Source organism: Amycolatopsis sp. NPDC049253 (assembly GCF_040678995.1).
GTDB lineage: Bacteria > Actinomycetota > Actinomycetes > Mycobacteriales > Pseudonocardiaceae > Amycolatopsis.
The window spans coordinates 105,271-132,052 of record NZ_JBFAQX010000009.1 but is presented as its reverse complement, the minus strand read 5'-3'; the positions used below and the strand labels follow the sequence as shown (position 1 = coordinate 132,052).

Annotated in this window: 27 protein-coding genes and 1 pseudogene; 6 read left to right on the top strand and 22 right to left on the bottom strand. The window is 70.2% G+C overall.

Translation table 11 applies throughout. The features are described from left to right. Entirely contained in the window at window positions 1-1,800 is a 1,800-nt protein-coding gene (locus AB0K15_RS22060) for an acetyl/propionyl/methylcrotonyl-CoA carboxylase subunit alpha (protein WP_364053308.1), read from the bottom strand. A 93-nt stretch (window positions 1,801-1,893) separates the two neighbouring features. Next, window positions 1,894-2,184 (bottom strand): SAV_915 family protein, encoded by a 291-nt coding sequence (locus AB0K15_RS22055; protein ID WP_364053305.1) that lies wholly within the window; start codon window positions 2,182-2,184, stop codon window positions 1,894-1,896. A gap of 50 nt (window positions 2,185-2,234) precedes the next feature. Between AB0K15_RS22055 and AB0K15_RS22050 the strand changes: the two genes are divergently transcribed. Next, a complete protein-coding gene (locus AB0K15_RS22050; RefSeq protein WP_364053302.1) occupies window positions 2,235-2,972 on the top strand; it encodes a hypothetical protein in 738 nt (245 codons plus the stop codon). A gap of 43 nt (window positions 2,973-3,015) precedes the next feature. Here AB0K15_RS22050 and AB0K15_RS22045 read toward each other — a convergent pair whose 3' ends face one another. The 7 genes from AB0K15_RS22045 to AB0K15_RS22015 form a co-directional block, all read right to left on the bottom strand. Then, a complete protein-coding gene (locus tag AB0K15_RS22045) occupies window positions 3,016-4,341 on the bottom strand; it encodes a dicarboxylate/amino acid:cation symporter (RefSeq protein WP_364053299.1) in 1,326 nt (441 codons plus the stop codon). Between the two features lie 91 nt (window positions 4,342-4,432). Next, window positions 4,433-5,062: a nucleoside triphosphate pyrophosphatase gene (locus AB0K15_RS22040; RefSeq protein WP_364053296.1), complete on the bottom strand. Its 630-nt coding sequence runs from the start codon at window positions 5,060-5,062 to the stop codon at window positions 4,433-4,435. 725 nt (window positions 5,063-5,787) lie between these two features. After that, complete coding sequence (locus AB0K15_RS22035) at window positions 5,788-7,413, bottom strand: DHA2 family efflux MFS transporter permease subunit (RefSeq protein WP_364053293.1); 1,626 nt, start codon at window positions 7,411-7,413, stop codon at window positions 5,788-5,790. Further along, the gene (locus AB0K15_RS22030) at window positions 7,394-8,014 is read right to left on the bottom strand and encodes a helix-turn-helix transcriptional regulator (RefSeq protein WP_364053290.1); all 621 of its coding nucleotides are present in this window, start codon (window positions 8,012-8,014) and stop codon (window positions 7,394-7,396) included. The genes AB0K15_RS22035 and AB0K15_RS22030 overlap by 20 nt, the downstream gene beginning before the upstream one ends. A 271-nt stretch (window positions 8,015-8,285) precedes the next feature. Beyond that, entirely contained in the window at window positions 8,286-9,134 is an 849-nt protein-coding gene (locus tag AB0K15_RS22025) for an MBL fold metallo-hydrolase (protein WP_364053287.1), read from the bottom strand. 96 nt (window positions 9,135-9,230) lie between these two features. Continuing rightward, a complete protein-coding gene (locus AB0K15_RS22020; protein WP_364053284.1) occupies window positions 9,231-10,142 on the bottom strand; it encodes an alpha/beta hydrolase in 912 nt (303 codons plus the stop codon). Window positions 10,143-10,283: 141 nt separating this feature from the next. Then, a complete protein-coding gene (locus AB0K15_RS22015) occupies window positions 10,284-11,138 on the bottom strand; it encodes an enoyl-CoA hydratase/isomerase family protein (protein WP_364053281.1) in 855 nt (284 codons plus the stop codon). A gap of 192 nt (window positions 11,139-11,330) precedes the next feature. On the opposite strand from AB0K15_RS22015, the gene AB0K15_RS22010 reads away from it, so the two are divergent. Next, on the top strand, window positions 11,331-11,816 hold the full coding sequence (locus AB0K15_RS22010) for a helix-turn-helix domain-containing protein (RefSeq protein WP_364053278.1): 486 nt from the start codon (window positions 11,331-11,333) through the stop codon (window positions 11,814-11,816). A 581-nt stretch (window positions 11,817-12,397) separates the two neighbouring features. Here AB0K15_RS22010 and AB0K15_RS22005 read toward each other — a convergent pair. Beyond that, window positions 12,398-13,708, bottom strand: a complete 1,311-nt coding sequence (locus AB0K15_RS22005) for an MFS transporter (protein WP_364053275.1) — start codon at window positions 13,706-13,708, stop codon at window positions 12,398-12,400. Between the two features lie 97 nt (window positions 13,709-13,805). Between AB0K15_RS22005 and AB0K15_RS22000 the strand changes: the two genes are divergently transcribed. Further along, window positions 13,806-14,411, top strand: a complete 606-nt coding sequence (locus AB0K15_RS22000) for a TetR/AcrR family transcriptional regulator (protein WP_364053272.1) — start codon at window positions 13,806-13,808, stop codon at window positions 14,409-14,411. A gap of 6 nt (window positions 14,412-14,417) precedes the next feature. On the opposite strand, the gene AB0K15_RS21995 is transcribed toward AB0K15_RS22000, so the two are convergent. Then, window positions 14,418-14,636: an acyl-CoA carboxylase subunit epsilon gene (locus tag AB0K15_RS21995; RefSeq protein WP_364053269.1), complete on the bottom strand. Its 219-nt coding sequence runs from the start codon at window positions 14,634-14,636 to the stop codon at window positions 14,418-14,420. A gap of 8 nt (window positions 14,637-14,644) precedes the next feature. Next, window positions 14,645-16,279 carry an acyl-CoA carboxylase subunit beta gene (locus tag AB0K15_RS21990; protein WP_364053266.1) on the bottom strand — a complete coding sequence of 545 codons (1,635 nt, stop codon included), beginning with the start codon at window positions 16,277-16,279 and terminating at the stop codon, window positions 14,645-14,647. 70 nt (window positions 16,280-16,349) lie between these two features. On the opposite strand from AB0K15_RS21990, the gene AB0K15_RS21985 reads away from it, so the two are divergent. Beyond that, window positions 16,350-17,156, top strand: coding sequence for a GNAT family N-acetyltransferase (locus AB0K15_RS21985; protein WP_364053263.1), 807 nt, complete (start codon window positions 16,350-16,352; stop codon window positions 17,154-17,156). A 23-nt stretch (window positions 17,157-17,179) separates the two neighbouring features. Here AB0K15_RS21985 and AB0K15_RS21980 read toward each other — a convergent pair whose 3' ends face one another. Further along, a complete protein-coding gene (locus AB0K15_RS21980) occupies window positions 17,180-17,596 on the bottom strand; it encodes a MarR family transcriptional regulator (RefSeq protein WP_364053260.1) in 417 nt (138 codons plus the stop codon). Window positions 17,597-17,672: 76 nt separating this feature from the next. Between AB0K15_RS21980 and AB0K15_RS21975 the strand changes: the two genes are divergently transcribed. After that, window positions 17,673-18,221 carry an NAD(P)H-dependent oxidoreductase gene (locus AB0K15_RS21975; RefSeq protein WP_364053257.1) on the top strand — a complete coding sequence of 183 codons (549 nt, stop codon included), beginning with the start codon at window positions 17,673-17,675 and terminating at the stop codon, window positions 18,219-18,221. Window positions 18,222-18,359: 138 nt separating this feature from the next. Here the strand turns inward: AB0K15_RS21975 and AB0K15_RS21970 are convergent, their stop codons facing one another. Beyond that, window positions 18,360-19,058: an NAD(P)H-dependent oxidoreductase gene (locus tag AB0K15_RS21970; RefSeq protein ID WP_364053254.1), complete on the bottom strand. Its 699-nt coding sequence runs from the start codon at window positions 19,056-19,058 to the stop codon at window positions 18,360-18,362. Window positions 19,059-19,128: 70 nt separating this feature from the next. On the opposite strand from AB0K15_RS21970, the gene AB0K15_RS21965 reads away from it, so the two are divergent. Beyond that, window positions 19,129-20,112 (top strand): helix-turn-helix domain-containing protein, encoded by a 984-nt coding sequence (locus AB0K15_RS21965; protein ID WP_364053251.1) that lies wholly within the window; start codon window positions 19,129-19,131, stop codon window positions 20,110-20,112. Window positions 20,113-20,273: 161 nt separating this feature from the next. Here AB0K15_RS21965 and AB0K15_RS21960 read toward each other — a convergent pair whose 3' ends face one another. From AB0K15_RS21960 to AB0K15_RS21925, 8 genes and pseudogenes are all read right to left on the bottom strand, one after another. Next, window positions 20,274-21,140, bottom strand: coding sequence for an NBR1-Ig-like domain-containing protein (locus AB0K15_RS21960; RefSeq protein ID WP_364053248.1), 867 nt, complete (start codon window positions 21,138-21,140; stop codon window positions 20,274-20,276). A gap of 67 nt (window positions 21,141-21,207) precedes the next feature. Then, on the bottom strand, window positions 21,208-22,185 hold the full coding sequence (locus AB0K15_RS21955; RefSeq protein WP_364053245.1) for a hypothetical protein: 978 nt from the start codon (window positions 22,183-22,185) through the stop codon (window positions 21,208-21,210). Then, window positions 22,182-23,411: pseudogene (locus tag AB0K15_RS21950) on the bottom strand (MFS transporter). Before AB0K15_RS21950 ends, AB0K15_RS21955 begins: the two are co-directional and overlap by 4 nt. A gap of 77 nt (window positions 23,412-23,488) precedes the next feature. Further along, entirely contained in the window at window positions 23,489-24,355 is an 867-nt protein-coding gene (locus tag AB0K15_RS21945; RefSeq protein WP_364053242.1) for an alkaline phosphatase family protein, read from the bottom strand. A gap of 150 nt (window positions 24,356-24,505) precedes the next feature. Further along, on the bottom strand, window positions 24,506-25,318 hold the full coding sequence (locus tag AB0K15_RS21940; protein ID WP_364053239.1) for a class I SAM-dependent methyltransferase: 813 nt from the start codon (window positions 25,316-25,318) through the stop codon (window positions 24,506-24,508). Beyond that, entirely contained in the window at window positions 25,315-25,641 is a 327-nt protein-coding gene (locus tag AB0K15_RS21935) for a VOC family protein (protein WP_364053236.1), read from the bottom strand. The genes AB0K15_RS21940 and AB0K15_RS21935 overlap by 4 nt, the downstream gene beginning before the upstream one ends. Then, on the bottom strand, window positions 25,638-25,787 hold the full coding sequence (locus AB0K15_RS21930; RefSeq protein ID WP_364053233.1) for a CopG family transcriptional regulator: 150 nt from the start codon (window positions 25,785-25,787) through the stop codon (window positions 25,638-25,640). The genes AB0K15_RS21935 and AB0K15_RS21930 overlap by 4 nt, the downstream gene beginning before the upstream one ends. Window positions 25,788-25,813: 26 nt before the next feature. Beyond that, entirely contained in the window at window positions 25,814-26,740 is a 927-nt protein-coding gene (locus AB0K15_RS21925) for an AraC family transcriptional regulator (RefSeq protein ID WP_364053230.1), read from the bottom strand. Window positions 26,741-26,782 lie beyond the last annotated feature (42 nt).

The window sequence follows — 26,782 nt, the reverse complement described above, 5'->3', positions numbered from 1 at the left end:
TCAGTCCTTGAGCTCGAGAAGTTGCGTGCCCTGGGTCACGGCGGCGCCGACCTCGACCGAAAGACCCGTGACGGTGCCCGCTTTGTGCGCCGTGACCGGGTTTTCCATCTTCATCGCCTCGAGGACCACGATCAGCTCGCCCGCTTCGACGTGCTGGCCTTCCTCCACCGCGATCTTCACGATCGTGCCCTGCATCGGCGCCGTGACGGCGTCGCCACTCACCGCTGCCTTCGCGCCGCCAGAGCGCTTGCGCGGCTTGGCCTTCGTGGCCGTCGCGCCGCCGCCGGAGCCTTCGAGCGCGAAGCCACCCGGCAGCGACACCTCGAGCCGCCGGCCGCCGACCTCGACCACCACGTTCTGCCGCGGCGCTTCTTCTTCGGAATCAGGCACAGTGTTGTTGTCGAACGGCTCGATCTTGTTGTCGAACTCGGTCTCGATCCAGCGCGTGTGCACGGAGAAGCCGTTTTCGTCGCCGACGAACGCCGGGTCGTCCACGATCACACGGTCGAAGGGCAGCACGGTCGCCATGCCCTCCACCACGAACTCGGCCAGCGCGCGCCGGCTGCGCTCGAGCGCGTTGTTGCGGTCGGAACCGGTGACGATCAGCTTCGCGAGCATCGAGTCGAACTGGCCGCCGATCACGCTGCCGGACTCCACGCCGGAGTCGACGCGCACGCCGGGGCCATTGGGCGAGATGAACTTCGTGACGGTGCCCGGCGCCGGCAGGAAGCCGCGACCGGCGTCCTCGCCGTTGATGCGGAACTCGATGGAGTGCCCTCGCGGCTCGGGGTCTTCGGTGATGCGCAGCTTCTCGCCGCGCGCGATGCGGAACATCTCGCGCACGAGGTCGAGGCCCGTCGTCTCCTCCGAGACGGGGTGCTCCACCTGCAGGCGGGTGTTCACCTCGAGGAACGAGATGGTGCCGTCGGTGGCCACGAGGTACTCGACGGTGCCGGCGCCGTAGTAGCCGGCCTCCTTGCAGATCGCCTTGGCCGACTCGTGGATCCGGGCGCGCTGGTCGTCGGTGAGGAACGGTGCAGGCGCCTCTTCGACGAGCTTCTGGTGGCGGCGCTGCAGCGAGCAGTCGCGCGTGCCGACCACGATCGCGGTGCCGTGCTGGTCGGCCAGCACCTGCGCCTCGACGTGGCGCGGCTTGTCGAGATAGCGCTCCACGAAGCACTCGCCGCGGCCGAAGGCGGCCACCGCTTCGCGCGTGGCGGATTCGAACAGCTCGGGGATTTCCTCACGCGTACGGGCGACCTTGAGGCCGCGCCCGCCGCCGCCGAACGCCGCCTTGATCGCCACGGGCAGGCCGTGTTCGTCGGCGAACGCGATGATCTCGTCCGCGTTCTTCACCGGCTCCTTGGTGCCGGGCACGAGCGGCGCGCCGGCGCGCGTCGCGATGTGCCGCGCGGTCACCTTGTCGCCGAGGTCGCGAATGGACTGTGGGCTCGGGCCGATCCACGTGAGCCCGGCATCCAGTACGGCCTGGGCGAAATCGGCGTTCTCCGACAGGAACCCGTATCCCGGGTGGACGGAGTCGGCGCCGGATCGCTTGGCCACGTCGAGGAGTTTGTCGATGGACAGGTAGCTCTCGGCGGCGGTCGTGCCGCCCAGCGCGAACGCTTCGTCGGCCAGGCGCACGTGGGGTGCGTCGCGGTCGGGATCGGCGTACACGGCCACACTTTCGAGACCCGCGTCCTTCGCCGCCCTGATCACGCGGACCGCGATCTCACCGCGGTTGGCGACGAGGATCTTGGTCACCGGACCACCCGTGCTCGCGACGTCCTGCTCGGTCACCCGGTACCTCCCGTGAGCTCCACTGCCTGGTGTCCCGGAGTCTACGGACCGCACTACCCGCTGGGATGAGAGCTGGACCACCCGGTGGTTTCGTTATACCCGCGCGGTGTGGCGCAGCTCGACCGGGAGTTCGGAGTCGAGCACGATCACGTCGTAGGGGTTGACCTGGTGGATCTTCGGCAGGTGCTCGGTGTTGATCATGATCCACGGCTGGTGCTCGCCGCAGCAGTCGATCAGCCGGTCGAGCGCGGTGAAGGCGACCAGGGCCACGCGGCCGTCAGGCGTGCGGCGCAGCTCGATGTTGGCACCGGTGCCGCCGTCGGTGGTCGCGGAGACCGGGCCGGTCGGCAGGTACAAGGCCGGGGGGAGGTTGGGGTTCGTCACGGGAACAACATAGACGGCCACCGTCTGCAAGGTCGCCTACAGTCTCGGATATGCGGACTTCGCCGACCCGGACCCCGTGGTCCGCGCTGCTCACGGCGGTGCTCGCCGCCGTGGTGACGGTGGCGGCGCTGGTGGTCGTCGTCGTGCTGCGCCCGAAACCCGACGGTGCGCCCGGCGTTCCGCCCGTGAGCCTGGAGCCGGCGGCACCCACCATGGCGACCTGCGGCAGCGGCGCGTGCCGCCAGCTGGCCGCGATGACCGTGGGCGGTACCCCGGTCGTGTTGCTCTCCGACGCGTCCGGCGGCTGGGGGCGGGTGCAGGTGGGGCCGCAGCCGGGCATGGAGTTCGAGCTCGCGATCACCACGATGGGGGCGAAGCTCACCGCGCAGTCGTTGCACTGCATTGCGGGAGAGACGTCGGCGTGCCTGGTAACCGGCGACGTCGGCGGCGGTGACGGCGCGGGCGGCGCGTACGGCGAGCTGCTCATCGGCTCGGGCGGAGTGTGGCGGGACTTCGGGAAGCCCTACTTCGCCGATGCCGGCACGCTTTCGCTGTTCGACGTCGACACCGACGGCCGGCCCGACGTGATCGTCGTCCGGCACGAGTGTCCGGATGCGACACCGGGCACGCCCAAGTGCCAGGCCGCGCCGGTGCTCGCCGAGGTCTACCAGCTCAGCGGTACGGAGCTCGGCTGCACTCGGACGGTGGTGTCGCCTTCGGATCTGCGGGGGTGGCCGCAGGTCGAGGTGCGGGCCTCGGAGCTGCGGCCGTGTGCGGACGGCGGCTGAGCTGTTCGTCCCAGCCGCCGTCGCGTCGGATCAGGCGGGTCGGTCAGGCACTGACCGGCTGGGCCTTCGCCCTGGGGGCCGGGGTGTCGCGCACCGTGTCGTCGAGCAGGCCTTCGACGCGGGCCACGATGGTCGGGACCACGATCTGGCCGGCGACGTTGGTGGCCGTGCGCATCATGTCCATGATCGGGTTCACCGAGTAGATGAGCGCGATGCCCAGCGCCACCTGCTTGGCGTCGAGGCCGATGAACGCGGTGGTGAGCGTGAGCGCGGTGAGCCAGCCCGTGGTGCCCGCGGTGGCGAGCGCGCCGAGCACGGCGACCACGACGATGCCCGCGTACTGCCCGATGCTCAGCTGCACACCGGCCAGGTTGGCGATGAAGATGGTGCCGATGGCCGGGAAAACGGCCGCGCAACCGTCCATTTTGGTCGCACTGGCGAGCGGGGTGGCGAAGGCGGCGTAGGACGGTTCGACACCCAGGTTCACGGCGGCCTGGCGGGTGAGCGGCAGCGTCGCGGCGGAGGACTGCGAGGCGAACGCGAACTGGATCGCCGTGCCGGCCTTGGCGAAGAACGTGGCCGGGCTGATCTTGGCGACGAACTTCAGCAGGATCGGGTAGACGACGAACAGCACCAGCAGGCAGCCGACGTAGACCGCGGCCGTGGTGGAGAGCAGCGGGCGGAAGAGGGCGTCGCCGTAGTTGGACACGGCGGCACCGATCAGGCCGGCGATGCCGAGCGGGGCGAGGCGCACGATCCAGCCGAGGTAGCGCTGGATGATCTCGAAGACGCTCGTGGTGAAGTCGACGAACGGCTTCGCCTTGTCGCCGAGGCTGTAGGCGGCGGCGCCGATCAGCACGGCGAGGAAGAGCACCTGCAGGGTGTTGCCCTCGGCGAAGGCGGAGAAGAAGTTCTGGGGGAGCAGGCCGTCGATGAAGGCGTCCCAGGAGCCCCAGCTGCTCACGCTCTTGGCGGCCTTGTCGGCGTTCTTCGCCGTGGCCGCGATGCCGGCGCCGAGGCCGCCGGAGCCCGGGTTGAACAGCTTGCCGATCGCGATGCCGATGAGCGAGGCGATGAACGACGTGATGGCGAACCACAGCACCGTGCGGCCGCCGAGCCGCGCGGCCGTGCGCCCGCCGCCGAGGCCGCGCAGGCTGGTGATGCCGACCACGATCGCCGTGAAGACCAGCGGGATCACCGCGATCTGCAGCAGCGTCGTGAAGATTTCGCCGATTTCGTGGAGGACGTTGGTCAGCGTGGCGGCGCCCGTCGTCCGGGCGAGGACGCCGAGCGCCGCGCCCACGACGAGCGAGCCGATCACCGCGGCCGCGAAGATTCGAGGTTTGGTGTACGCGCGGAGGAAGGACACGAAGCCACCCCAGAGGTCGAAAGTTCCCGTTCGGGCCCGAACCGGGCCGAACATGAACTTTCTTCGATCACTCGGTGGGGTGAAAGTCTTCTCAGGATGTGGGAGGCTTCCAGAGATCCACGACACTCACGCCGACCTCGGTCAACAGGCGGCGCACGAGCGGCAGGCTGAGCCCGATAACGCTCGACGGGTCACCCTCGATGCCCTCGACGAACCAGCCGCCGAGCCCGTCGAGCGTGAACGCGCCCGCCACCTGCAGCGGCTCGCCGGTGGCGATGTAAGCGTCGAGCTCCTCGGCGCTGGGCCGTCCGAAGTGGACGGTGGTGCGCTGTGTGCCGGCGGCTTCCTTGGTGCGGTGGCCGTTTTCGACGCGGATGACGGCGTGGCCGGTCAGCAGCTCGCCGGAGTTGCCGGCCATCGCCTCCCACCGCCGCCGCGCGACCTCCGGCGTGCCGGGCTTGCCGACCATCTCGCCGCCGATCGACAGCATCGAGTCGCAGGCCACGATCACCGCGTCGGCGTGGATGCCGGCCACCTCGGCGAACACGGCGTTGCCCTTCGCCGCGGCGAGCGCCATCACCAGCTCGTCGGGCGCCGGATCGGTCAGCGCCGCCGCCACGGCGTCCTCATCGACACCGGACACCACGACACTCGGCTCAACCCCGGCGGCGCGCAACAAGGCGAGTCGGGCGGGGGACTGGGAAGCAAGTACGAGACGCACGGGTGAAAGCTACCGCGCGTAGCGAGAGTTGCCGAATTGTGACCTGCAACACCCGATCGTGGAGCTAGTTTGTTGTTGCTCGCAACATATCGGCCTCAGCTCGCCTCGACGGTATCAAGGCAGATGCCGGGAAGGGACCACGGTGCCGCATGACGGTCCGGGTGACGGAATCCACGCCGCCGACCAGGCTGCGTTCCGCGTGGTGGGCACGCCTGCGCGCGCCGAAACACCGCGACCCTGTTCGTGCTGGTAGTGCTGAGGCTTCGAAGGGCTCCCCACCTTTGCGCGGGTGAGCTGTGCCGATGACCGGCTGCGGCTGGTCCCACCTGGCTGTTGCTCCCCGACGCCCGCCTGATCCGACGTTGACCTCCTCGACTTTCTCTCCCGCGGTAAACGTGCCGCCCCTCGGCCCCGGCTCCCGCACCGGTGGCCGAGGGGCAGCATGTTTTTTCGTGCCGCGGCCTGAGGCCCATGCGCACTCACGAGCGGCGCTGCCGGAGCGGCCAGCCGTCGGTCGAGTTGGTTTGCCGATGCAGCGAGGCCGGTACGCGCATCCGGTTGTCCGCGATCGCCGCTGCTGACGGGGCAGCCTCGCCGCCGTGTGGCCTTGCGCCTGAGTGCCGTGCCGCCGGTACCCGATCGAATGAGCCGCGGTGCTATTGCCATACCCCGCCAAGCCTCGCGAGCGCCAGTTGAAGCCCGGCTCGCGAGGCTTGGCTGCCATGTCAGGCGGTGACCGGGGTTTCCGATGAGGTCGGGCTGGTCGGCGTCGGGGCGGGGCGGGGGGTGACGCGGCGCAGGAAGGAGGCCGAACCGACGCCCAGGATCAGCACGGCGATCGGCAGGATCAGGGTGGCGCGGGCGGCGTCGGTGAGGCCGTTGTGGACGGCTTCGGAGGCGAGGCGGCCCGCCTGGGCGGCGATGTCGGCGGGGAGGCCCGGGATGGGTGCGGGGCCCGCGGAGGAGCCGAACTCGCCGGTGGAGGCCGCGGCGTGGGCGATGCCGTCGGCGAAGGGCTGGCGGTACTGCTCGGGCAGCTGAGTCGCGGCGGTGGTGGCCTCGTCGGCGATGGAGGCGCTGATGCGGGCCTGCAGGAGCACGCCGATGGCCGCGCTGCCGAGGACGCCGCCGACTTGGCGGGCGGTGTTGAAGATGCCCGACGCGGTGCCGGCGAGCTGGGGCTGGACCGAGGCCATGGTCAGGTTGCTCATCGGCGAGAAGATGCAGCCGATGCCGAGACCGCAGACGAGCAGCGCCGGGATCAGCGCCCACGGGCTGGTGTCCGGGCGGGCCTGCACGGCGATGATGCCGATGCCCAGCGCGAGCAGGGAAAGCCCGCCCATCACGAGGTACTTGCCGTTGATGCGGTCCGACGCGCGGCCCACGAACGGCGCGATGACGCCCGACAGCAGCGACATCGGCGCGGTCAGCACACCGGCGAGCGTGGGGCTCAGGCCGAGCACCGTCTGGATGTAGATGATCAGCGGCAGGAACATGCCGGTCATCGTGAAGCCGACCGTCGTGGCCGTGAGCGTGCCCGCGGAGAAGTTGCGGTTGCCGAACACGGCGAGCGGCACGAGAGGTTCGCGGCGGTTGTACTTCTGCCACAGCACGAACGCCACGAGCAGCACCACGCCGGCGCCGATGAACTCGAACACGGTGATGCCGGCGAAGACCGTGCCCCAGTCGTACTGCTGGCCGTTCTGCACGCCGAACACCAGACAGAACAGGCCCGCCGCCGACAGGAAGATGCCGATGAAGTCGAACGCGTGCGCGTGTTTCGGCTGCCAGTCGGGCACGAGCAGCACCGTCAGCACGATGGCGATCACGCCGATCGGCACGTTGACGAAGAAGATCCACTCCCAGCCGAGGTGGTCGACCAGCACGCCGCCGAGCAGCGGGCCCGCGATGGTGGCCAGGCCGGCGACGCCGCCCCATGCGCCCATCGCCGGGCCGCGCTTGGCGGGCGCGAACAGGTGCGTGATGAACGCCAGCGTCTGCGGCGTCATCAGCGCGGCGCCGAGACCCTGCACGGCGCGCGCCGCGATCAGCATCTCGACGCTGCCGGACAGGCCACACCACAGCGACGCGCCCGTGAACACGATCAGGCCGGCGAGAAACACGCGCTTCGGCCCGAAGCGGTCACCCAGGCGGCTGGTGAAGAGCATCGGCACGGCGTAGGTCAGCAGGTAGACGCTGATCACCCACACCACGGAATTCAAGCCCGTGTTGAGCTTGCTCAGCATATTCGGCACGGCGATGGACACGATGGTGGTGTCCAGCAGGATCATGAAGAACCCCAGGCACAGCGCGCTCAGCGCGGCCCACGGGTTAGCTTGTCTTGCGTTCATGGTCTTCCTTGGTGATGAGGCTGAGGGAGGGCTTCTCGTCCTGGAACCGGATGCGCCCTGAGGAAAGCTCGGCGTGCAGGCGTTCGCACCACTCGAGCTCGAAAGCCCGGTGGGCGGCCGCGTACCGGAAGTCGAGCCAGTAGATCTCGGGGACCGCGTCGTCACGGACGCGCTTGAACATGACCTGATCCGCCGCGACGCTCGCGCGCAGCAGCGTGACGCGGTGCTCCAGCTCGGCCAGCGACTTGTCCCGGCCGAGGTCGTCGATGACCGCCAGCCCGCTGAGGAACTCCGGGTACTCCTGGGCGACGTCGCCCAGCATCTCCCGCGCTCGCTGCTCGAACACGTCCTTGCCGGCCGCCGTCATCGCGTACACGGTCCGCTCGGGCCGCCTGCCGTCGCGCTGAGTGTCGACTATCTCGACAAAACCGTTGTGCTGCAACCGTTCCACGGTGTGGTAGAGCGACCCGGCCTTCAGCTTCACGCGCTGATCCACGTAGCGCTCGCGCATGAGCTGAGCCATCTCATAGGGGTGCATCGGCTTTTCGTGAAGGAGCTCCAGTACAGCCACCCCCAGAGCGGTCAGCTTCGCCGCAACCATGGCTGTTGATCCTTTCGAGTGATCCAGTGTGGTTATTCCATGTGGACTATATGCAGCAGGACTGTACGGCTTCGAGTACGGCTGGGTCCAGTGCGATTCACGCTGGTGAGCACGCTGTCGCGCACGGTGATGGCAACGCTGGGACCCGAGGAGAACACGCTAGCGGCGGATACCGACAAAAACCGCGCTCGCTGCGTGTGCCCAGCGCAAACGATGAAACGATCGATCCGAACGTGGACGGAGTTCGGCGAACTGACGCCGGTTCCCGGTCTCAGGTGACGGTGGTTCCCGGGAACAGGTGTTCCGCGGATTGAGCCAGGATCGTGGGGTTGATGCGAGCGAGGTGCCGCAAGGTCATCAGGTCCGCGAATTCCTTGGCATCGCGCGCTGTCGCGCGGATCTCTTCGGCATCGCGCAAATAGTCGCGGGTGCGGTCGAGGTGCCGGGGATCGTCGTCGCTGCCGGGCGCTTTGTGCCCGGCAACGACGGCCGCGGGGTCCAGCGCCGCGATCTTGTCGATCGCGGCGATCCAGTCGCGTCGGCGTTGTGCGTCTCCTCCGGCGAGGAAGGGGTGGACTCCGTTGTAGACGATGTCGCCGGCGACGACGAGACCGAGGTCGGGGACGTGGACGAAAGTGGTGTCCTGGGTGTCGCTGTCCCCGGCTTCGACGAAGCGGACCTCGTGCCCTTCGAGGAGGAACGTGTGACTGTCGATCACGCTGGGCACGATGACGTTTTCGACGATCTGGCCGGGGAACTGGCTGGTCCAGAAGTCCATGCGGCCGGTGGCCTGGTACTGGGCGAGCGCGACGGTTCCTTCGGTGCCGAGAATGGGCACACCGGGGAAGCACTGGGCGACTTCGGCGAAGCCGAACCAGTGGTCACCGTGGCCGTGGGTGGCGTACATGGCGACGAGGTTCTTGCCGGAGGCCACCACCCAGTCGGCGACTTCGCGGGCCTTTTCGGTGGTGTGCGGAGCGTCGACCAGAATGGCGTCCCGTTCGCCGTGGATCAGGGTCGAGGAGATCGGCGACCACGCCGGCAAGGGCCGCACCGAGGTGCCGTCCGGCAGCACCGCTCTCGGTGGCAGCGTCACCAGGACGTCGTAGGCGAGTGTCATCGGATCGTGCTCCTTGAGCCGAAGGGCAGGACGGTTCTGCGGGGTCCGCTCGCGGCGGGCTGCACTGCGGCGGTCCGTTCGAGCGAGCTCCGGTTCTCAGTGTTGGTGCCCGGCCTTGAGATGCGTGTCGAACCAGTCGATGGCGACCGAGGAGGAGAACTCGAACTGCTGGACGTAGGGCGAGAAGTGGTTGCCGTCCATGATGACGAGCTTCTTCGGTTCACGGGCGCGCTCGAAGCCGTCGAGGGCGAGGTCGGTGGGAGCGACGTCATCGTTGGTGGCCACGAGCATCAGCAGCGGAGTGGGCGCGATGCGTGGCAGCCACAGGCCGGGCTCGTAGGCGCGGGCGCGGCGGTTGGACTGGAGCGTGACCTCGTTGGTCCACTTGTCCTCGGGAGCCCAGTTCAGGTAGAAGTCGACCGCGTCGCGCTGGCGGTAGGCGGCCTGGTTGCCGGGGTCGGCATCGACGAACGGCACGTAGACGGGCGGCTTGCCGGCCAGCTGGTCACGCTCGTCCTGGTTGAACCGCGCTTCAAGGGCACGGACTTCGTGTGGCGGCACCCGGCGCAGGCCGGTCTCGTAGCCGCTGACGGTGGGGACTTGCGCGAAGACCGCCTTGATGCGGCGGTCGGTGGCCGCGAGGACGAGGGTGTGGCCGCCGGCGTAGCTGGATCCCCAGATACCGATGCGCTGTTCGTCGACTTCCTCTCGGGTGCCGAGGTAGGTGATCACCCAGCGCCAGTCGGCGAGCTGCTGGTGGGGATCGATGTCGTGGCGGGGGGTTCCTTCGCTGTCGCCGAAGTTGCGGTGGTCGTGCAGGAGGACGGCGTAGCCGGCTTCGCTGATGCGGCGGGCGATGGGCTCGATGGCGTGGTAGCGGGTGCCGCCGAAACCATGGGCCATGGTGATGGCGGGCAGGGGCTGCGTTGCTTCGTCGGGCAGGAAGAGCCAGGCGGCCAGCTCGATACCGTCGGGCAGGGGGATGCGCACGTCGATGCGTCGGGTCATGGTGACTCCTTGAGTTGTGGCCGGGTTGCTGTCAGGTCGCGGCTGGGGATCGGGGGGTGGCTCGGTGCTCGCCAGGGCTTCGAGAGCACGGCGGTCGGGGCGGGCGGCGCGTCGTCGCGCTGAGGCAGGCAGCGCCGTGCGTCAGGTCTGGTGGGGGGTGATGTCGGCAACGATCTCGCCCAGCTGAAGCTCGGTCGTGCCGCGCGTCTGCAGCCCCTGTTCGAGGAGCCACGCCGCGCGGGAGCCGACCGATCCGTGGCGGACCAGGTCCTGGAAGACGACGGCTGCGGCGCGGATCTCCTCGTCGGACGGCGCGCTGATGAGGTGGACAGCCGGCTTCACGGCGGCGATCGCGTCCGCGGGGAAACCCGCGACCCGGCGGGCGAAGCGTTCGACGAAGGTGTCGAGTTCGCTGTCGGGTACGGCGCGATTGATCCAGCCGTAGCGCTCGGCGACGTCGGCGGTGAAGTCGTCGGCGCCCACGATGACCTCAAGAGCGCGGCCGGGGCCCAGGAGTCTGGTGAGCCGCTGTACGGCGCCGGCGCCGGGCGGGGCTCCCATGCCGACCTCGGGCTGGCCGAGGATCGCTTTTTCCTGTGAGGCGAAGCGGATGTCACAGGCGAGCAGGAACTCGCTGCCCCCGCCGCGGGCATGGCCACGCAGCTTGCCGACTGTGATGACCGGCAGTCGGCTCAGGCGCTGGAAGAGCATGCCGAGCGAGGCGTCGCCGGGGCCGCCGGCCTTGGCGGCTTCGGCGGTGTACTCGGCGATCTTCGTCAGATCCACGTGCGGAATGAAGAAGTCCGGGTCGGCGCTGTCGAACACGACCACGGAGAAGGGGGTGGGCCCGCTCAGGTAGTCGATGAGCCGGACCAGGTCGCGGACGAATTCCGGTCCGATCAGGTTGAGCGGTGGGGCGTCGAGCGTTGCGTACAGGACACCGCCGTCGGCGCGCAGGCGGATCGTTTTCGGCTGAGGCGGGAGCTCTTCGGGCATTTCACATCCTCCCTGGGCGGGCCCCGGTGGGCGCCGTCGGAAGTCAGCGTAAACCGAGTCGGTTTAAAGATGCAACCACACGAGATGTGTCGCATGCCGGGGGCTCCTGGAGCGGGGGTGGCAGCGGCGCGCGGCGGCGCCCGGTATGGTTTAAATTTGAAACTCTCATGCGGGTGAGGGAGGGACGCGCCCATGCGGAAGACGGATTTCAGCGGTCAGACCTGCCCGGTCGCCCGGTCGCTCGGCGAGGTCGGCGACTGGTGGTCGCTGCTGATCGTCCGAGACGCCTTGAACGGGGTGAGCCGGTTCAGTGATTTCCAGCGCAGCTTGGGATGTGCGCGAAACATCCTCAGCACCCGGCTGGCCAAGCTGGTGGAGGCCGGGGTGATGACGACCGGGCCGGCCTCCGACGGAAGCCCCTACCACGAGTACCGCCTGACGGAGAAGGGCAAAGCCCTTCGGATCGTCCTGGTCGCCCTGCGTCAGTGGGGGGAGGCTCATCTGTTCGACGACCGGGAGGAGCGCCTGCAGTTGGTCGACGTCCGCGACGGCGAGCCGGTGGCTCCACTCGAGCTGCGGGCCCACGACGGGCGCGTGCTCTCGGTCGACGACGTCGGGATCCAGTCGGCCGCTGGTGCGGTCCGCCTTGCTGGCGACGAAGCACCCGCCGCATCGTGACCGGCGAGGGACCTTGGCCGAGCTGGAAGTGCTGACCGGGTTCGACGACGACTTGGCCGGCGAAGCCACCCGCCTCGGCAAACCGCATCCGCGGCCTCCTCACCGGCATCCGCCCGGGGACCGGTTACTCGGCAAACGCGTCGTCGCCGATGTCGACCCGTCGCAGTGTGTGCGGCAAAGGCGATCATTGCGAACGGCGACCCCGATCCCGGCGTTCGGGTCGCGGTCGACCTTGCCTCCAAGGGCGGCAACCGGTCACCTCGGCGCGACGACGAGTGCTCGAGATCCTGTCCCGCCGCGGCGGACCGACCGGCATCGCTCAGGCCGGCCGCCGCAACCTTGCCGCGATCACCAAGCCCACGCGGTCGGTGGGACCCGGATGGGAAGCGGCTGCCTGACGGGCCAGCGCGCAACAGCGAAATTCAGACCGAGGGGTCCACGCCCCCGGATCAGACTTGTGACCCGTCATGCCGGACCTGGCGACCGCTGCTCCTTGATCGGGAACCACGAAAAGGTGGGGGAAGCTTCACCGGAACACGCTCGCTGACCCGTCGCCAACCGGAACACTCGCCGCCCGAACCTCAATCAGCCACGTGCTGCAGCTGCTTCCGAGCCTCCCGCGCCCGCTTTCCCCACAGGGAGTACCAGCCGGAGATCCCGGTGCCGACCGTCAGTGCGGCCGCGCTCAGGCCCAGGGACCAGTGCACCCCCACCGCCGCGCCGAGCAGTCCGACGGTGAACCCGCTGCCGGCGCGCAGGCCGTTGGCGGAGACGTTGTAAACGCCGATCACGCGGCCGCGTTCGGCCGGTTTCGCCAGCAGCTGCACGACCGTCTGCCCGATCGACATGGACGCCAGGTTCGCGACGCCGCCGATCACCAGCAGCACCAGCGCGAGGGGGTAGCTCGCCGTCATCGCGAAGAACAGGCTCGACAACCCGTAGATCGCCGTGCTGACCACCGCCGCGAACACGCTCGGTTTGATCCGGCCCGTCGCCTCCAGCAGGATGCCGCCGAGTACGCCGCCGGCGCCGTTGGCGAACAGCAGCACGCCGTACGCCGTGCCGGCGCTGCCTGCGCCCAGGTCCTGGGCGAAGATCGGCATCGAGCTCTGCAGGGAAGCGCCCACGAAGAACGCGCCGAGCCCGGCCAGGATGATCATCCCGACCATCGTCGGGTTCGCGCCGACCTCGCGCAGCACCCGCACCGAGTCGAACAGCCCCACGCGCGGCCGCGCCACGATGCCGCCGTCGCGCGTGTGGCCGGTGAACTTGGTGCGGAACAAGAAGAACGTGAGCGGCAGGTAGAAGGCGACGTTCACGAAGATCCCCGCCACCGGTCCCAGCCCGAGCAGCAGGGCCGACCCGACGACCGGGCCGAAGAGGATTCCCAGGCTGCGGAAGGTCGCGTTGAGCCGCACCGCGCTCGGCAGCTCGGCGGGGCCGACGAAGTCGTGCAGCATCAGCTGTTCACCCGGGCCCCAGACCGCGCCCGCGATGCCGTGCAAGATCAGCAGTACGCACGCGCTCCAGACCTGCAGCGTGTCGGTGAGGATCAGCACGCCCCACAGCGCCGACACGAGCATGAACAACGCCTGCGCGGCCTGGATGATCCGCCGGCAGTCGTGCCGGTCGGCCAGCCCGCCGAAGTACACCGAGAACAGCAGGAACGGCACCCAGTGGCTGATCACCTCGAAGCCGGTGAGCGCGGGCGAGTGGAACTTCTCCCACAGCACCCAGTACGTGATGACGTGCTCGATGTTGTCGGCCATCATCGCCAGCGCCGCGCCGAACAGATACGGGCGGCAGTCCTTGTTGTACAGCGCGGCGAACTTGCGCGGCGCGGTCGCGACCGCGCCGTTCTCGCCGCCTTCCTCCAGGACGTGCGTCGGCACGCCACACGCGGAACACATGTCGAGTGACCCCCTTTTGCCGCGGCCTACGCTAGACGCGACGTTGCGTCTTGTCTAGAAGCCGATTAGGCTCGCCGACGTGGGAAACACCACCGCGCCGGACACGCGCCGGCACCACGGGAACCGCTACGGCCGCAGCGAAGACGCACGCCGCGCCGTGCTGGAGGCCGCCGACGACCTGCTGGTGGAACACGGGTTCGCCGGGCTCACGATCGAGCGGATCGCGGCCGCCGCGGGCGTCGCGAAGCAGACGATCTACCGCTGGTGGCCATCCAAAGTGGACATCCTGCTGGACGCGCTGGGCGACGACCTCGCCGAGGAGCTCGTGCCGCCCGACCACGGCGACCTGCGCCGCGACCTGCGGGAGCACCTCGCGGCCGTCGCCACTTTCCTGACCACGGCCGACGCGGGCGCGGTCTTCCGCGCGCTGATCGGCCAGGCCCAGCACGACCCGGAGCTGGCCGCGCGCCTGCGTGCGGAACAGATCCATGGGCAGCACGAACGCGACCGGCTGCCGTTCGAACGCGCCGTCGCCCGCGGCGAGCTCCCCGCCGACACCGAGCTCGACCGCCTGGTGGAGCAGGCCATCGGGCCCGTCCACTACCGCGTGCTGGTCACGGGTGCGCCGGTCACGCGCGAGTTCACCGACGCGCTGGCCGACCGCGTCGTGGACAGCTGCCGATAGCCAGGGTCAGCGGGGCAGCGCCGAAGCCCGCCACGCGCCGTCGCCCGGCTGCGGCGTCGTGCCCAGCCGCGTCGCGCGGTCGTTCCACCACGACGTTCGACGCCGGGGCGCGGGAGAGCCACCCGAGGACGCCGCCGCCACCGCCGCGACAACGGCGGTGAGAGCCGCGAGTTCGGCGTCGTCCGGGTTGCCGCGGACGACGCGGAGCAGAGGGCGATCGCTCACGGGAGACCTCACAGGGGGATGTTGCCGTGCTTCTTGGGCGGCAGCGTTTCGCGCTTGGTCTTCAGCAGTGCCAACGCCTTCGTGATGTGGCCGCGCGTGTGCGCCGGCACGATCACCGAGTCGACGTACCCGCGCTCGGCGGCGGCGTACGGGTTCAGCAGCGTGTCCTCGTACTCCTGGATCAGCTCGGCGCGCAGCGCGTCGACGTCACGCCCCTCGGCCGCGGCGGCCGCGAGCGTCTTGCGGTGCACGATGTTCGCAGCGCCCTGCGCGCCCATCACGGCGACCTGCGCGGTCGGCCAGGCCAGGTTGACGTCGGCGCCGAGGTGCTTGGAGCCCATCACGTCGTACGCGCCGCCGTAGGCCTTGCGCGTGATCACGGTGACCAGCGGGACCGTGGCCTCCGCGTACGCGTAGATCAGCTTCGCGCCGCGGCGGATGATGCCGTTCCACTCCTGGTCGGTGCCGGGCAGGAAGCCGGGCACGTCCACGAAGGTGAGCACGGGGATGTTGAACGCGTCGCACGTGCGCACGAACCGCGCGGCCTTCTCCGACGCCGCGATGTCGAGGCAGCCGGCGAACTGCGTCGGCTGGTTCGCGACCACGCCCACGCTCTGCCCGTCGACGCGGCCGAAACCGACGAGGATGTTGGGCGCGAAGAGCTCGTGGACCTCGAGGAACTCGCCGTCGTCGAGCACTCGGGTGACGACCTCGTGCATGTCGTACGGCGTGTTCGGCGAGTCGGGGATGATCGTGTCGAGCTCGCGGTCGGTGTCGGTCACGTCGTCGAAGAACCCGGCGGGCTCACCCGGCTCGAACGCCGGCGGCTCGGACAGGTTGTTCTGCGGCAGGTACGACAGCAGTTCCTTGACGTAGGCGATCGCGTCCTCGTCGTCGGAGCCGAGGTAGTGCGCGACACCCGACTTGGTGTTGTGCGTGCGCGCGCCGCCGAGTTCCTCGAAGGTCACGTCCTCGCCGGTCACGGTCTTCACGACGTCCGGGCCGGTGATGAACATCTGCGACTTCTCGTCGACCATCACCACGAAGTCGGTGAGCGCGGGGGAGTAGACGTGCCCGCCGGCGTTGGCGCCCATGATCAGCGAGATCTGCGGGATCACGCCCGACGCGTGGGTGTTGCGGCGGAAGATCTCGGCGTAGAGACCGAGGGACACCACGCCTTCCTGGATGCGCGCGCCGCCGCCCTCGTTCATGCCGATGATCGGGCAGCCGGTCTTGATCGCGAGGTCCATGACCTTCACGATCTTCTCGCCGTAAACCTCGCCGAGCGCGCCGCCGAAGACCGTGACGTCCTGGGAGAACACGCACACGGGCCGCCCGTTGACGGTGCCGTAGCCCGAGACCACGCCGTCGCCGTACGGGCGGTTCTTCTCCAGCCCGAAGTTCGTGGAGCGGTGGCGCGCCAGTTCGTCGAGCTCGACGAACGACCCCTCGTCGAGGAGCAGGTCGATGCGCTCGCGGGCCGTTTTCTTGCCCTTGGCGTGCTGCTTCTCGATGGCACGCTCGGATCCGGCGTGCACGGCCTCGTCGTAGCGGCGGTAGAGGTCCGCGAGCTTGCCGGCCGTGGTGTGGATGTCCGGTTCTTCCTCGGGCGGAGTCCCGAGCGGCTGCGTCGCACTGCTCATGAAGCGGAGCTTAGCTACCGCCAGGTCGCTTCGCGTGTGGCGTACGCCTCCCCGGGCATAGGCTGGCGCCGTGCTTCCCGTCCGCCCGCTGGGGCCCGCCGACCTGTCCGCCTGCCTCGACCTCGGAGCCGATCGCGACTGGCCGCGGGAGCACCGCAAGTGGTCGATCCTGCTCGACGTCGGCCGCGGCTTCGGCATCGACGCGCCCGACGGCGGTCTCGCCGCCACCTCGATCCTGGTCGAGACGGGACCGGTCGCGTCGATCTCGATGGTCGTGGTCGCTGCCCGCTTCGCGCGCCAGGGCCTGGGCGGCCGGGTGACGTCGGAGGCCGTCGCGGCCGCCGGCGACGCCACGGTGTTCCTGCACGCGAGCGACTTCGGGCTGCGGCTCTACGAGTCACTGGGCTTCGTGGCCGACGGCGGCTGCGAAGGCCACATCGGCGTGCTCACCGACGACGGCGGTCCGGTTTCGCGGCCGATCACGCCGGCCGACGTGGCTCGGGTCTACTCGCTCGACGCCGGCGCGCAGGGCTTCGCGCGGGAGGCGCTGCTGGACCGGCTGCTGTTCGAGGCCGAGCACGTCCACGTGACCGACGACGGGTTCGCGCTGGGCACGGTGCTGGACGGCGTGACCGTGATCGGCCCGGTGGTCGCGCCCGACGAGGAACAGGCCCGGGCGTTGATCCGCGGTATCGCGCGTGCGGCCGGCGGGCGGATCCGCGTGGACGTGGATCTGACCCAGGCGGGCCTCTCGGAGTGGTGTCGCGCTTCGGGGCTGCTCCCGATCGCCCCGGCTCCCCGCCTGGTCCGCGGCGGTAGGCCGCTGCCGGGCGACGCGGCGCGGCGGTTCGCGCCGTACAACCGCGCGCTGGGCTGAGTTCCCGGGCGCCCGGGCCGGAGTCAGGCGGTTCGGACCGACGCGATCGCGGCCGCGAGTGAAGGGTCGGCGCCCGCCTTGTCGAGCGCGGCCGTGAGCGTGGTGCGGTAGGTCGCCTCGACCTCGGCGTGCCGGGCCCGGCCCGCTTCGGTGATCACGGAGTAGACACCGCGGCGGTCGTCTTCGCAGAGATCGCGGACGCTCAGGCCCCGGTCCTCCAGGCGGGCGACCATGCGGCTCACCGAGCTCTGGTTCAGCCCCACCGCCTCGGCCAGCTCCTGCATCCGCAGCTCGCCTTTGGGGGCGGCGGCCAGCTTGCCGAGCGCGCGGTACTCGGACAACCCGATGCCGTGCTTGCGCTGCAAGGCTTTCGCCAGCTCCTGCTCGACCCGGGCGTGGAGCGTGAGCAGCCGGCCCCAGGCGTCTTCGTCGTTGCTCATCGGTCCTCCCCTTGACGCCAGACTACATGCAGTGACAACATTTGAATGTACATGCATAGATGACTGGGGAGAGATCATGACGGATCGGAGCTTCTTGTTCCTGGTGGCGGCCGCTCGCGCCGGGGGCAACACGGAGATGCTGGCCCGGCGGGCTGCCAGGGAGATCCCCCGGCAGTACGAGCAAACGTGGATCCGGCTGCCGGAGGTGCCGCTGCCCGCGTTCGAGGACCGGCGCCACGGCTACGGCGAGCACCCGGAGCCGGAGGGCAACGAGAAGCTGCTGATGGACGCGACGTTCGCGGCCACGGACCTGGTGATCGCCTCGCCGGTGTACTGGTACTCGGTGGCAGCGAGCGTGAAGCTGTATCTGGACTACTGGTCGGGGTGGCTGCGGGTGCCGGGCGCGGAGTTCAAGGCGCGCATGAAGGGCAAGACGCTGTGGGGCGTCAGCGTGCTGAGCGAGGGGCCCGAGCAGGCCGACCCGCTGGTGGGCACGCTGGAGAAGACCGCCGCGTACCTCGGCATGAACTGGGGTGGCGTGCTGCTGGGCAATGGCAGCAGGCCCGGTGACGTGGTGGCCGACGAGACGGCCATGAAGTCGGCCGCGTCGTTCTTCACCGGGTAGGCGGCAGCGGCCGCACGCCTCGGGTGCGAGCGGTGGCGGACCCGGGTCGGTGGCGTCGGGGGACTACCGCGCGGAAGTGTCCTCTGTGGACATCAACGCGCTCGGGCTGGTGCACCTCGTCGAGGTGATCCGGCAGCCTCAGCCGAGGTGGACGTCCAGACCTGAACGGCCCGGCGCGACTTCTGACCGCAGCACCAGGTCGCGGCCGTAGTCACCGCCGTTCTGGGGACGGAACGGAAGGGGCTCGGTACACGCGAGGTCCCGCAAGCGCGTGCGCAGCGCCGAAACGGCCGAAGCGAAGGCGCACGGCGTCATCCGATCCGCGTCGTACACGGCGAAGGGCGGCAGGACCGACATGCCGGTGTAGAAGAGCGTGCCGTGCTGGAGGCCGAAGAGCAGGTCGGGCAGGTTGCCGTTGACGCCGCGCGGGCCGAGGGCGGGGGCGGGCGAGCCGGTGGTGACGACGACCAGCGCGCGTTTGCCGGCGAGGGCGCCTTCGCCGTAGCGGAGGGTGCGGCCGTCCGCGCCTCGGACGTCGTAGGCGTAGCCCTTCACGAAGACGCGGTCGAACCAGCCCTTCAGCATGGCGGGCGTGCCGTACCACCAGAGCGGGAACTGGAAGACCACGGCATCGGCCCAGGTCAGCTTGGCCTGTTCGGCCGCGACGTCGTCCGGGACCGCGGCGATCTCGTCGACGACCGGGTTCCAGCGCATGGCGTACAGGTCCGACTCGCGCACGTCGTGGCCGAGGGTGCGCAGCGTCGCCAGGCCCTCGTCGCGCAGCGCGCCGCCGAGGGAGTGCGGGTCGGGGTGGGCGAAGAGCCAGAGCACGTTCATGCCGTCAGGGTCGCTCGCGGGCCGAACCGGAAAAAGTGGCCCGATGGACAACCTGTGCAAGAATCGGGCCATGTCCGTTTTCCGGCACCCGGAGAGGCACCACGTGGCGGTGCTCGTGCGCCACGGCATGCTCGTGATGGAGCTCGGCATCGTGCACCGCCTGTTCGGCCAGGCACGCACGGCCGAGGACGAGCCGCTCTACGAGGTGGTCACGTGCACACCCGAGCCGGGCGACGTCCGCACCGACTCCGACATCGTCATCCCCGTCGCGGTGGGGCCGGAGGCGATCGACGAGGCCGACACGGTGGTGATCCCGGCGTCGTCGCTCGAGTACGAACCGACGGGCCGCGAGTACCCGCCGCCGCTGGCCGGCGCCATCGACCGCATCCGGCCTGAGGCCCGCATCGCGTCGATCTGCACCGGTGCCTTCGTGCTCGCGGCCGCGGGCCTGCTCGACGGCCGCCGCGCGACCACGCACTGGCGCTCGGCCTGCGAGTTCCAGCTGGAGTACCCGCGGGTGAAACTCGACCCGGACGTCCTCTACACCGAGGACGGCAACGTCTTCACCTCCGCAGGCGTCGCGTCCGGCATCGACCTCTGCCTGCACCTGATCCGGCGCGACTTCGGCGCGGCCGTGGCCAACGAGGTCGCGCGTGGCACCGTCGTCTCGCCGCACCGCGAGGGCGGGCAGGCGCAGTTCATCCGCCGCCCGGTGCCCGAGCCGCAGACCGCGTCGACGGGCGCCGCGCGGGGGTGGGCGCTGGAACACCTCGACCGGCCGCTGACGCTGCGCGACCTGGCGTCGAAGGAGGCGATGAGCGTGCGTACGTTCACGCGGCGCTTCCGCGAGGAGGTCGGGGTCTCGGCGTTGCAGTGGCTCACGCAGCAGCGCGTGGAACGCGCGCGGCAGCTGCTGGAGGAGACGGACCTGCCGGTCGACCGCATCGCGGCCGACTGCGGCTTCGGCACGGCGGCGTCGCTGCGCCAGCACCTGCAGAGCGCGCTCGGGGTTTCGCCCAGCGCCTACCGGAGCACGTTCCGCCGCACGGCGTGAAATCGGCGGTCCGTGGGGCACCCCGAGCCCGGGCCACCCCACGGACCGACCCCCAGAATCCGTCGAAGACGGGGGAGGGACGCCTTCGCTGCGATCCATTTTCCGGCGGGCACGGGGGTGTTCGGTACCGACCTGACCAGGTCTTACAGAATCTGACAGCGTCAGGGGACGACGGTCACCAGCACGTACACCGGACGCTTCGTCGAGAAGAACTCCGTGCCCGCCGCGTCGACCATCTTCCAGCCGATCCAGCAGCGGCCCGGCCCGTCCGACGCGGTCACCGGCACGCTGACCATCACGTGCTCGCCGGGCGCGGTGTCGCCGATCAGCACGCGGTCGGGTGTGCGGCAGGTGCCCGGGGCCGGCGGCAGGTCCATGCGCTGCAGGTAGCGCTCGTGCCAACCGACCGAGCCCGCGTTCTCGAGCTCCCACACCTTCTGCACGGTCACGCCGACGTGCACCGCCGTGCCGTCGGGCACCGTCACGTCGGCGATGAACTTGGTGTTGTCGCCCGGGATGCGGGCGCTCGCGTCGCCGGCCGGGGTGCTCAGCTTGCCGGGGATGACGAAGGCGGCCACGGCCGCCAGCACGGCGATCACGGCAGCGGCCACGACCAGCGCGTTCCGCCGGGTGGCGCGCTTGCGCGGCGGGGGCGCGAGGCGGACACCTTCGACGCCCGGCCCGGCGGCACTCGGCTCCGCGGCACCCGGGTCGGCAGCACTCGGCTCGGCAGCACTCGGCTCCGCCGCGCCGAGCTGGGCCACGACGGGTTCCGGCACCGGCGGCACGCCCTTGAGCTCCACCCACCGCGCCCGCCACGGCTCCGCTTCCGCGCCGCACGCCTTCACGAACTCCCGCGTGGTCTCCCACGATGGGAACCGCGTGCCCTTCACCGCCTCGTGCAAGGTCGTGTGGGAGATGCAGCCGGAGCGTTCGGCCATCTTGCGGAACGACGGGTTGCCGGCGCTCGCGCGCAGCGCGGCCAGCTCCGCGGCGAGCACGTCGGCCGGGTCCGGCTCCGCGCTCATCGGTCTCCCTGGATGTCAGATCCGCTCTTCCGGACAAGTCTGACACCCGCCGGGGGCCGGGTGACGATCAGCCCAGCGCGGCCGGCGACTCCGCGTCCGGCACGAGCACGCGCGGCACGCCGCTGCCGTCGGCCGGCACCGTCCAGACGTCCGAGTGCTGGGTGCCGCGCGGGATCGCGTACGCGACGGACCGGTCGTCGAGCCACGCGGCCTGGTCGTCGACGCTGCGGGTCTCGGCCAGCGGCGTCACCCGGCCCGACGCGAGGTCGAGAACCGAGAGGCGCCAGCCCTTCGCGGGGTCGTCGTCGATGGCCGATTTGAACGCGATGCGCGTGCTGTCCGGCGACAGCGACGGGCACTCCACGTTCTCCCGGATGGACACGATCGTGTGCGCCCGGAAGTCGCCGCGGACGAGGTAGCGGTGCCCGGCCGTGGACATCGTGGCGTAGAAGGTGTGGTCGTCGCGGGTGAACGTGACGCCCCAGAAGTTGAGGTCCACGGCCTGGTACGGCTTGCCGTTCAGCGTCACCGCGAAGTCCTCCAGCGTCGGCGCGAGCTCGCCCGTGCGCGTGTCGAGGATGCCGGCGCGGGTGGAGAACACGCCGCCGTTGTAGGAGTCGCCGGTGACGAACACCGTCCACGCGACCAGGTTGCCGCTCGGCGAGACGCGTGCGCGGTTGGGCAGGCCGACCAGCGGGATCTCCCGCTTCGACGTGAGCCCGGAGTCGAGCACGGCCAGCTGATACGTGGTCAGGTCGCCGTCCTGGCGCAGGCACAGGCCGGTGCCCGCGGCGGCGTAGACGCGCGCGCAGGTCACCGGCGACACCGCGCGCGGGCCGCCCGGATCCGCCGCCGACACCGTCACGACGTGGCCGCGCGAGGCGTCGGCCGTGCTGCGCACGAGCAGCCGCGGGCCGGGAACCAGGGACACCGTGCCGGTGGCCGCGACGTCGCGGTTGCGCGCCGCCGCCATCCCGACGTACACCGCCGCCGCGGCGACCAGCACCACGATGCCCGCCACCGCCACCAAGATCCGCGTTTTCATCGCGCCTTCCGAAGGAGTCCGAACGTCACCACGATCGCGAGCACGGCGGCGCCGGTCGCCACGGCCATCGACGGCCCGATGCCCCACACCTGCCACGCCAGCCCGAACAGCGCGGACGAGACGAAGTACGCCACCGCTTAGCCGGTCTGGATGAGGGAGATACCCGTCGTGCGCAGGGCTTCCGGCAGGACCGGTCCCGCCAGCGCCATCAGCACGCCGTCGGTGGCCGCGTAGAACGCGCCGTAGAGCGCGAGCGACAGCACCACCAGCGGCCAGCCCGACACGGGCCCGGCCAGCAGCAGGTAGACCACGACCAGTGCGCCGTAGCCGCAGAGCACCACCGGCAGCCGGCCGAACCGGTCGGCCAGCGAGCCCAGCGGCGCGGCCAGCACGAGGTAGGCGAGGTTCGTACCCACGGCCAGCAGCGGGAACCAGCCCGTGCCGATGTCCTCGCGGCGTTGCAGCAGCAGGTAGACGAAGCCGTCGCCGATGGTCGCCGTGCCGAGCACGCACGCGGCGATCAGCAGCCGCCGCACGGGCGCCGACTTCAGCAACGCTGCCGCCGCCCGAGGGGACACCGTGCCGGTGGCCGGGCGCGGCATGCGGTGGTCCCGCACGAAGAGGATCAGCAGCAGCACGCCGATCGCCGCGATGCAGAAGCTGGTGACGAACACGGCGTCGAACGCGTCGGTGCTCGAAGTGCCGACCAGCGCGAGCACGCCCAGCGCCACGAGCGGCCCCGCGAACGCACCGGCGCTGTCCATCGCGCGGTGCACGCCGAACGCGCGGCCGAGCATGTCCTGCGGCGCCGACAAGGTGATCAGCGCGTCGCGGGGGGCCGTGCGCAGGCCCTTCCCGGTGCGGTCCGCGGTGATCACCGCGCCGATCGCGCCCGCCGACGCACCAGCCGCGACGAGCCCCAGCTTCGCGAGGGCCGAGATCGCGTACCCGATCCCGGCGATGGTCTTGCGCCGGCTCACGCGGTCGGCGAGGTAGCCGCCGACGAGCCGCAGCAGCGCCGTCGCGCCGGTGTAGAGGCCGTCGACCAGGCCGTAGATCGCGGGGCTCAGGTGCAGGCTGAGGACGAGGTAGATGGGCAGCACCGCCGTGACCATCTCCGAGGAGATGTCCGTGACGAGGCTGACGGTGCCGAGCGCGAGCACGTTCGCGGCGATCTTCCCGCGGGAGACCTTGTGCTCGCTGCGGCCGATGGTGGAGAGGTACACGCCACGCGCCCTTCTGGAGCCCGCGGGTGCGCCCAGTGTGTCTACTGTGGACACCATGGACGCACCCGCGGGAGGGATCACTGCCAGACGTCGAGGATCGGCGACTTGCTCGCCGCGCCCGCGATCCCCGGCAGGCCGTAGGAGGCCTCGATGGTGCGCAGGACCGTGTAGTGGTTGATGGATTCGGAGTAGCTGCCCGGCTTCACGTGGGCGCCGACGAACGTCGTGTAGATCTGGTTGACCGAGGTGCCGCTGTCCTCGTCGAACGTGACGATCAGCAGGCTGTTGTGCGTCTTGGCCCACTGCGCGTACGTGTCGAGGTGGCTCTTGAGCCAGGTGTCACCGATGCCGATCGAGCAGTCGTGCATGTCGCTGCACATGTTCGGCGTCACGAAGGAAACCGTGGGCAGCGTCGTGTAGTCGGCGGGGAAGCTAGAGTAGCGGACGTTGCTGGCCGCCGGCACGTTCGAGAAGTCCACCCAGCTGTTGTGCTTGCGCTGGTAGTTGCCGCTGACGCAGCCGGTGTAGCCGTCGGACGGCATGGACTCCGAGTAGCCCTTGAACGTCTTGCCGGCGCCGATCAGCTGCTGGCCGAGGTTGGCCTTGCTGCCGAGGTTGGCGGGGCAGGAGTCGCTCGTGACGCCCTGGGTGGCGCCGGAGAACAGGGCGACGTAGTTGGGCTGGCTGGGGTGGGTGATGGCGAAGGAGCTGGTGAACTTCGCGCCCTGGCCGGCGAGGGAAGTGAAGTACGGGGCGGCTGACGAGGTGATGGACGAGGCCTTCTTGTTCTCGAACATCACCAGCACGATGTGGTCGAACGCCGGCACGGCCGCGGCGGCGGGCGCCACGTCCGGAACGCCGGCGGTGGTGACGGCCGCCGTCACCACGCCGGCCGCGGCCAGCGTCGCCGCGGCGAGCGCGGCCACGATCCGCTTGCGGATCATGAGTCCTCCTGGGTCGGGGGGAAGGGCGACTCATGATGGGGACGCCAGCGGGCCGGGGCGTGCCCGGTCGGAGTCCGGCGCGTGGTCGGAAAATGAACAACAAGGGGGTGGAGTAGCGCATTCGTCCGGTTGGCGCGGTGTGTGGCCCGATCAGACCCGAGCGACCAGGAAGTCCTCTCCGGTGGACGGCCGCAGCCCGTCCGCGCGGCCGGTGAAGTACCGCTCGGCCAAGGCGGTTCCGGAGACGTGGCGGACGTCGGCGAATCCCGCGTCCCGGGCCATCGCCTGCAGTTCCTCCGGGCGGTAGAAGCTGACGAACGGGGTGCCGGCGGCCTTCGCGCCGTCCTGGCCGGCGCGCAGGCCAGGACGGTCGGCGGTGTCGACCAGGTCCTGGGGCAGCAGGAGGGTCATGGCCAGCGTGGTGCCTTCCGCCAGGCCGGCGATGGCGCGCAGGGTGTCCGCGGTGGTGGCCTTCGACAGGTACATGCTCACGCCCGTGGACGCGAAAACCGCGGGTCGCGCCGGGTCGAAGCCCGCGGCTTCGAGTTCGGCGGGCCAGGACTGGCCGGACTCGAAGTCGACGGGCACCAGCGTCGGCAGCGGGTGGCCGAGGGCTTGCAGCCGCTCGCGTTTCCACGCCTGCGTGCCGGGTTGGTCGATCTCGAAGACGGTCGTTTTCCCGGGCCGGCGCTGGGCGAAGGAGTCGAGGCCGGCGCCGAGGATCACGTACTGGGGTGCTTCTCGTTCGAGCACCAGCTCCTCGACGAACCGTGCCCGCGCGACCATGCTCGCCCGGAACCCTTGCGTGGTGACGGGATCCATGTCCGGGCGCTGCCGCCAGCCGGCGTCGGGCGCGGCGAGCTCCAGGCCGATGCGGTCCTCGAACACGTGCGGCGCAGCGTCGACCTCGAGGTGCAGCGCACGCCACAACGCGGTGCGCAGCGCGGTGTTGTCGACACTCACGCCTTCAGCGTCCACAAGCGACCGTCGGGATCGCGCACGGTCATCTCTTCCGTGCCGTAGTGCGTGGGTTCGTACGGGGTCACGACCTCGATGTCCGGGCCCGGTTCGGCCGCGCCGGGCGCCTTGAGCACGAGCCGCGTGCGCGTCTCCTGCGTCTCCGGCACCTCGGCGATGAACACGGACGGCCCCTGTTTGCCGCGGAACTGTCCCGAGTGGTGGTCGGTCTCGAACTCCAGCTCGAACCCCAGCGACTGGAAGAACTTCGCGGCTTTGCCCCAGTTGTGCGTTTCGAGGACCACGGCCTCGATGCCTTCGGTGGTCATTCGTCCTCCTGTCCGAGGTATTCGCGCAGCGCCTCTGCGACCAGCGCGGACAGCGACGAGCCCGTCTCGATCGCGCGGATCTTCACCTGCTTGATCAGGCTGACCGGCAGGTACACGTTGAACTGCTTCACGTCCTCGTCGCCCACATTCACGAGGCTAGCATGCTAGCAAGCTAGCTTGCAATGGTCCGCCGCCAGTCCGAGGGGCTGGCGCCGCGGGCGCGCTTGAACGCCACGCTGAACGCGAACGCGTCCGTGTAACCGGTCTCGCGGGCGACCTGGGCGATGGTCTTTTCCGTGTCCCGCAACAGGTCTGCGGCCAGCGTCATGCGCCAGCCGGTCAGGTAGGTGAGCGGCGGCTCGCCGACGAGCGTCGCGAACCTGGCCGCAAACGCGGCTCGGGACAGGCCGACTTCGGTGGCCAGCTCGCCGACCGTCCACCGGCGCGCGGGGTCGCCGTGCAGCAGCCGCAGCGCCTCGCCGACGCCCGGGTCGGCCAGTGCGCGGTACCACGACGGCGGAGTCGGCGACTCGGCACACCAGGCCCGCAAAGCCTGTACCAGCACCAGATCCAGCAGCCGGTTGAGCACGGCGTCCTGGCCCGGTTCGTCGCGGGAGACCTCGGCGGCGAGCAGGTCGAGCGTCGCGCCCGTGCGCGGTCCCGCCGGCACCACGGCCAGCTCCGGCAGGAGGGCGAGAAGCCGATCGCTGACCTCGCCGTGGAGTTCGTACGCGGCCCGGAGCAGCACGCTCGCGCCGGGCAGCCCGTCGCCGTACGTGCGCGGGGCGAGAAACCAGTGCTCCGTCGTGGGTTCACCGCTGGGCAGGTACTTGCGGTTGCCGCGGATCGTGACCTGCTCCGCCGTGCCCGGGTCGTCGGCGATCGTGTAGTCGCGGCTGGTGACCAGCGCGATGTCCCCGGCTTCGAGGCGCACCGGCTCGCCGCCGACCCGGATCGACGCCTGGCCGCCGAGTGTGGCCATCACGGTGAGTGCGGGCGCGTCCTCGTAGGCGATCGACCACGGCGGGCGCTGGATCAGCTGGCGCACCAGCGCGGTCCTCGCGCGAGCGCGGTGCAGAAGGTCGGTGAGCACGTCCATGCACTCGAAGGGTAGACGATCGCAAAGGAAATCTGGACCCTC

Excerpts from the sequence above, each read along its gene's own strand:
- AB0K15_RS21935 (WP_364053236.1), bottom strand. The coding sequence starts at position 25,641 with ATGACCACCGAAGGCATCGAGGCCGTGGTCCTCGAAACGCACAACTGG.
- AB0K15_RS21980 (WP_364053260.1), bottom strand. The coding sequence starts at position 17,596 with ATGAGCAACGACGAAGACGCCTGGGGCCGGCTGCTCACGCTCCACGCC.
- AB0K15_RS22025 (WP_364053287.1), bottom strand. The coding sequence starts at position 9,134 with ATGACACTCGCCTACGACGTCCTGGTGACGCTGCCACCGAGAGCGGTG.
- AB0K15_RS22015 (WP_364053281.1), bottom strand. The coding sequence starts at position 11,138 with ATGCCCGAAGAGCTCCCGCCTCAGCCGAAAACGATCCGCCTGCGCGCC.
- AB0K15_RS22020 (WP_364053284.1), bottom strand. The coding sequence starts at position 10,142 with ATGACCCGACGCATCGACGTGCGCATCCCCCTGCCCGACGGTATCGAG.
- AB0K15_RS21990 (WP_364053266.1), bottom strand. The coding sequence starts at position 16,279 with ATGAGCAGTGCGACGCAGCCGCTCGGGACTCCGCCCGAGGAAGAACCG.
- AB0K15_RS22010 (WP_364053278.1), top strand. The coding sequence starts at position 11,331 with ATGCGGAAGACGGATTTCAGCGGTCAGACCTGCCCGGTCGCCCGGTCG.
- AB0K15_RS21945 (WP_364053242.1), bottom strand. The coding sequence starts at position 24,355 with ATGATCCGCAAGCGGATCGTGGCCGCGCTCGCCGCGGCGACGCTGGCC.
- AB0K15_RS21925 (WP_364053230.1), bottom strand. The coding sequence starts at position 26,740 with ATGGACGTGCTCACCGACCTTCTGCACCGCGCTCGCGCGAGGACCGCG.
- AB0K15_RS21975 (WP_364053257.1), top strand. The coding sequence starts at position 17,673 with ATGACGGATCGGAGCTTCTTGTTCCTGGTGGCGGCCGCTCGCGCCGGG.
- AB0K15_RS22050 (WP_364053302.1), top strand. The coding sequence starts at position 2,235 with ATGCGGACTTCGCCGACCCGGACCCCGTGGTCCGCGCTGCTCACGGCG.
- AB0K15_RS21955 (WP_364053245.1), bottom strand. The coding sequence starts at position 22,185 with ATGAAAACGCGGATCTTGGTGGCGGTGGCGGGCATCGTGGTGCTGGTC.
- AB0K15_RS22035 (WP_364053293.1), bottom strand. The coding sequence starts at position 7,413 with ATGAACGCAAGACAAGCTAACCCGTGGGCCGCGCTGAGCGCGCTGTGC.
- AB0K15_RS22030 (WP_364053290.1), bottom strand. The coding sequence starts at position 8,014 with ATGGTTGCGGCGAAGCTGACCGCTCTGGGGGTGGCTGTACTGGAGCTC.
- AB0K15_RS21960 (WP_364053248.1), bottom strand. The coding sequence starts at position 21,140 with ATGAGCGCGGAGCCGGACCCGGCCGACGTGCTCGCCGCGGAGCTGGCC.
- AB0K15_RS21970 (WP_364053254.1), bottom strand. The coding sequence starts at position 19,058 with ATGAACGTGCTCTGGCTCTTCGCCCACCCCGACCCGCACTCCCTCGGC.
- AB0K15_RS21965 (WP_364053251.1), top strand. The coding sequence starts at position 19,129 with ATGTCCGTTTTCCGGCACCCGGAGAGGCACCACGTGGCGGTGCTCGTG.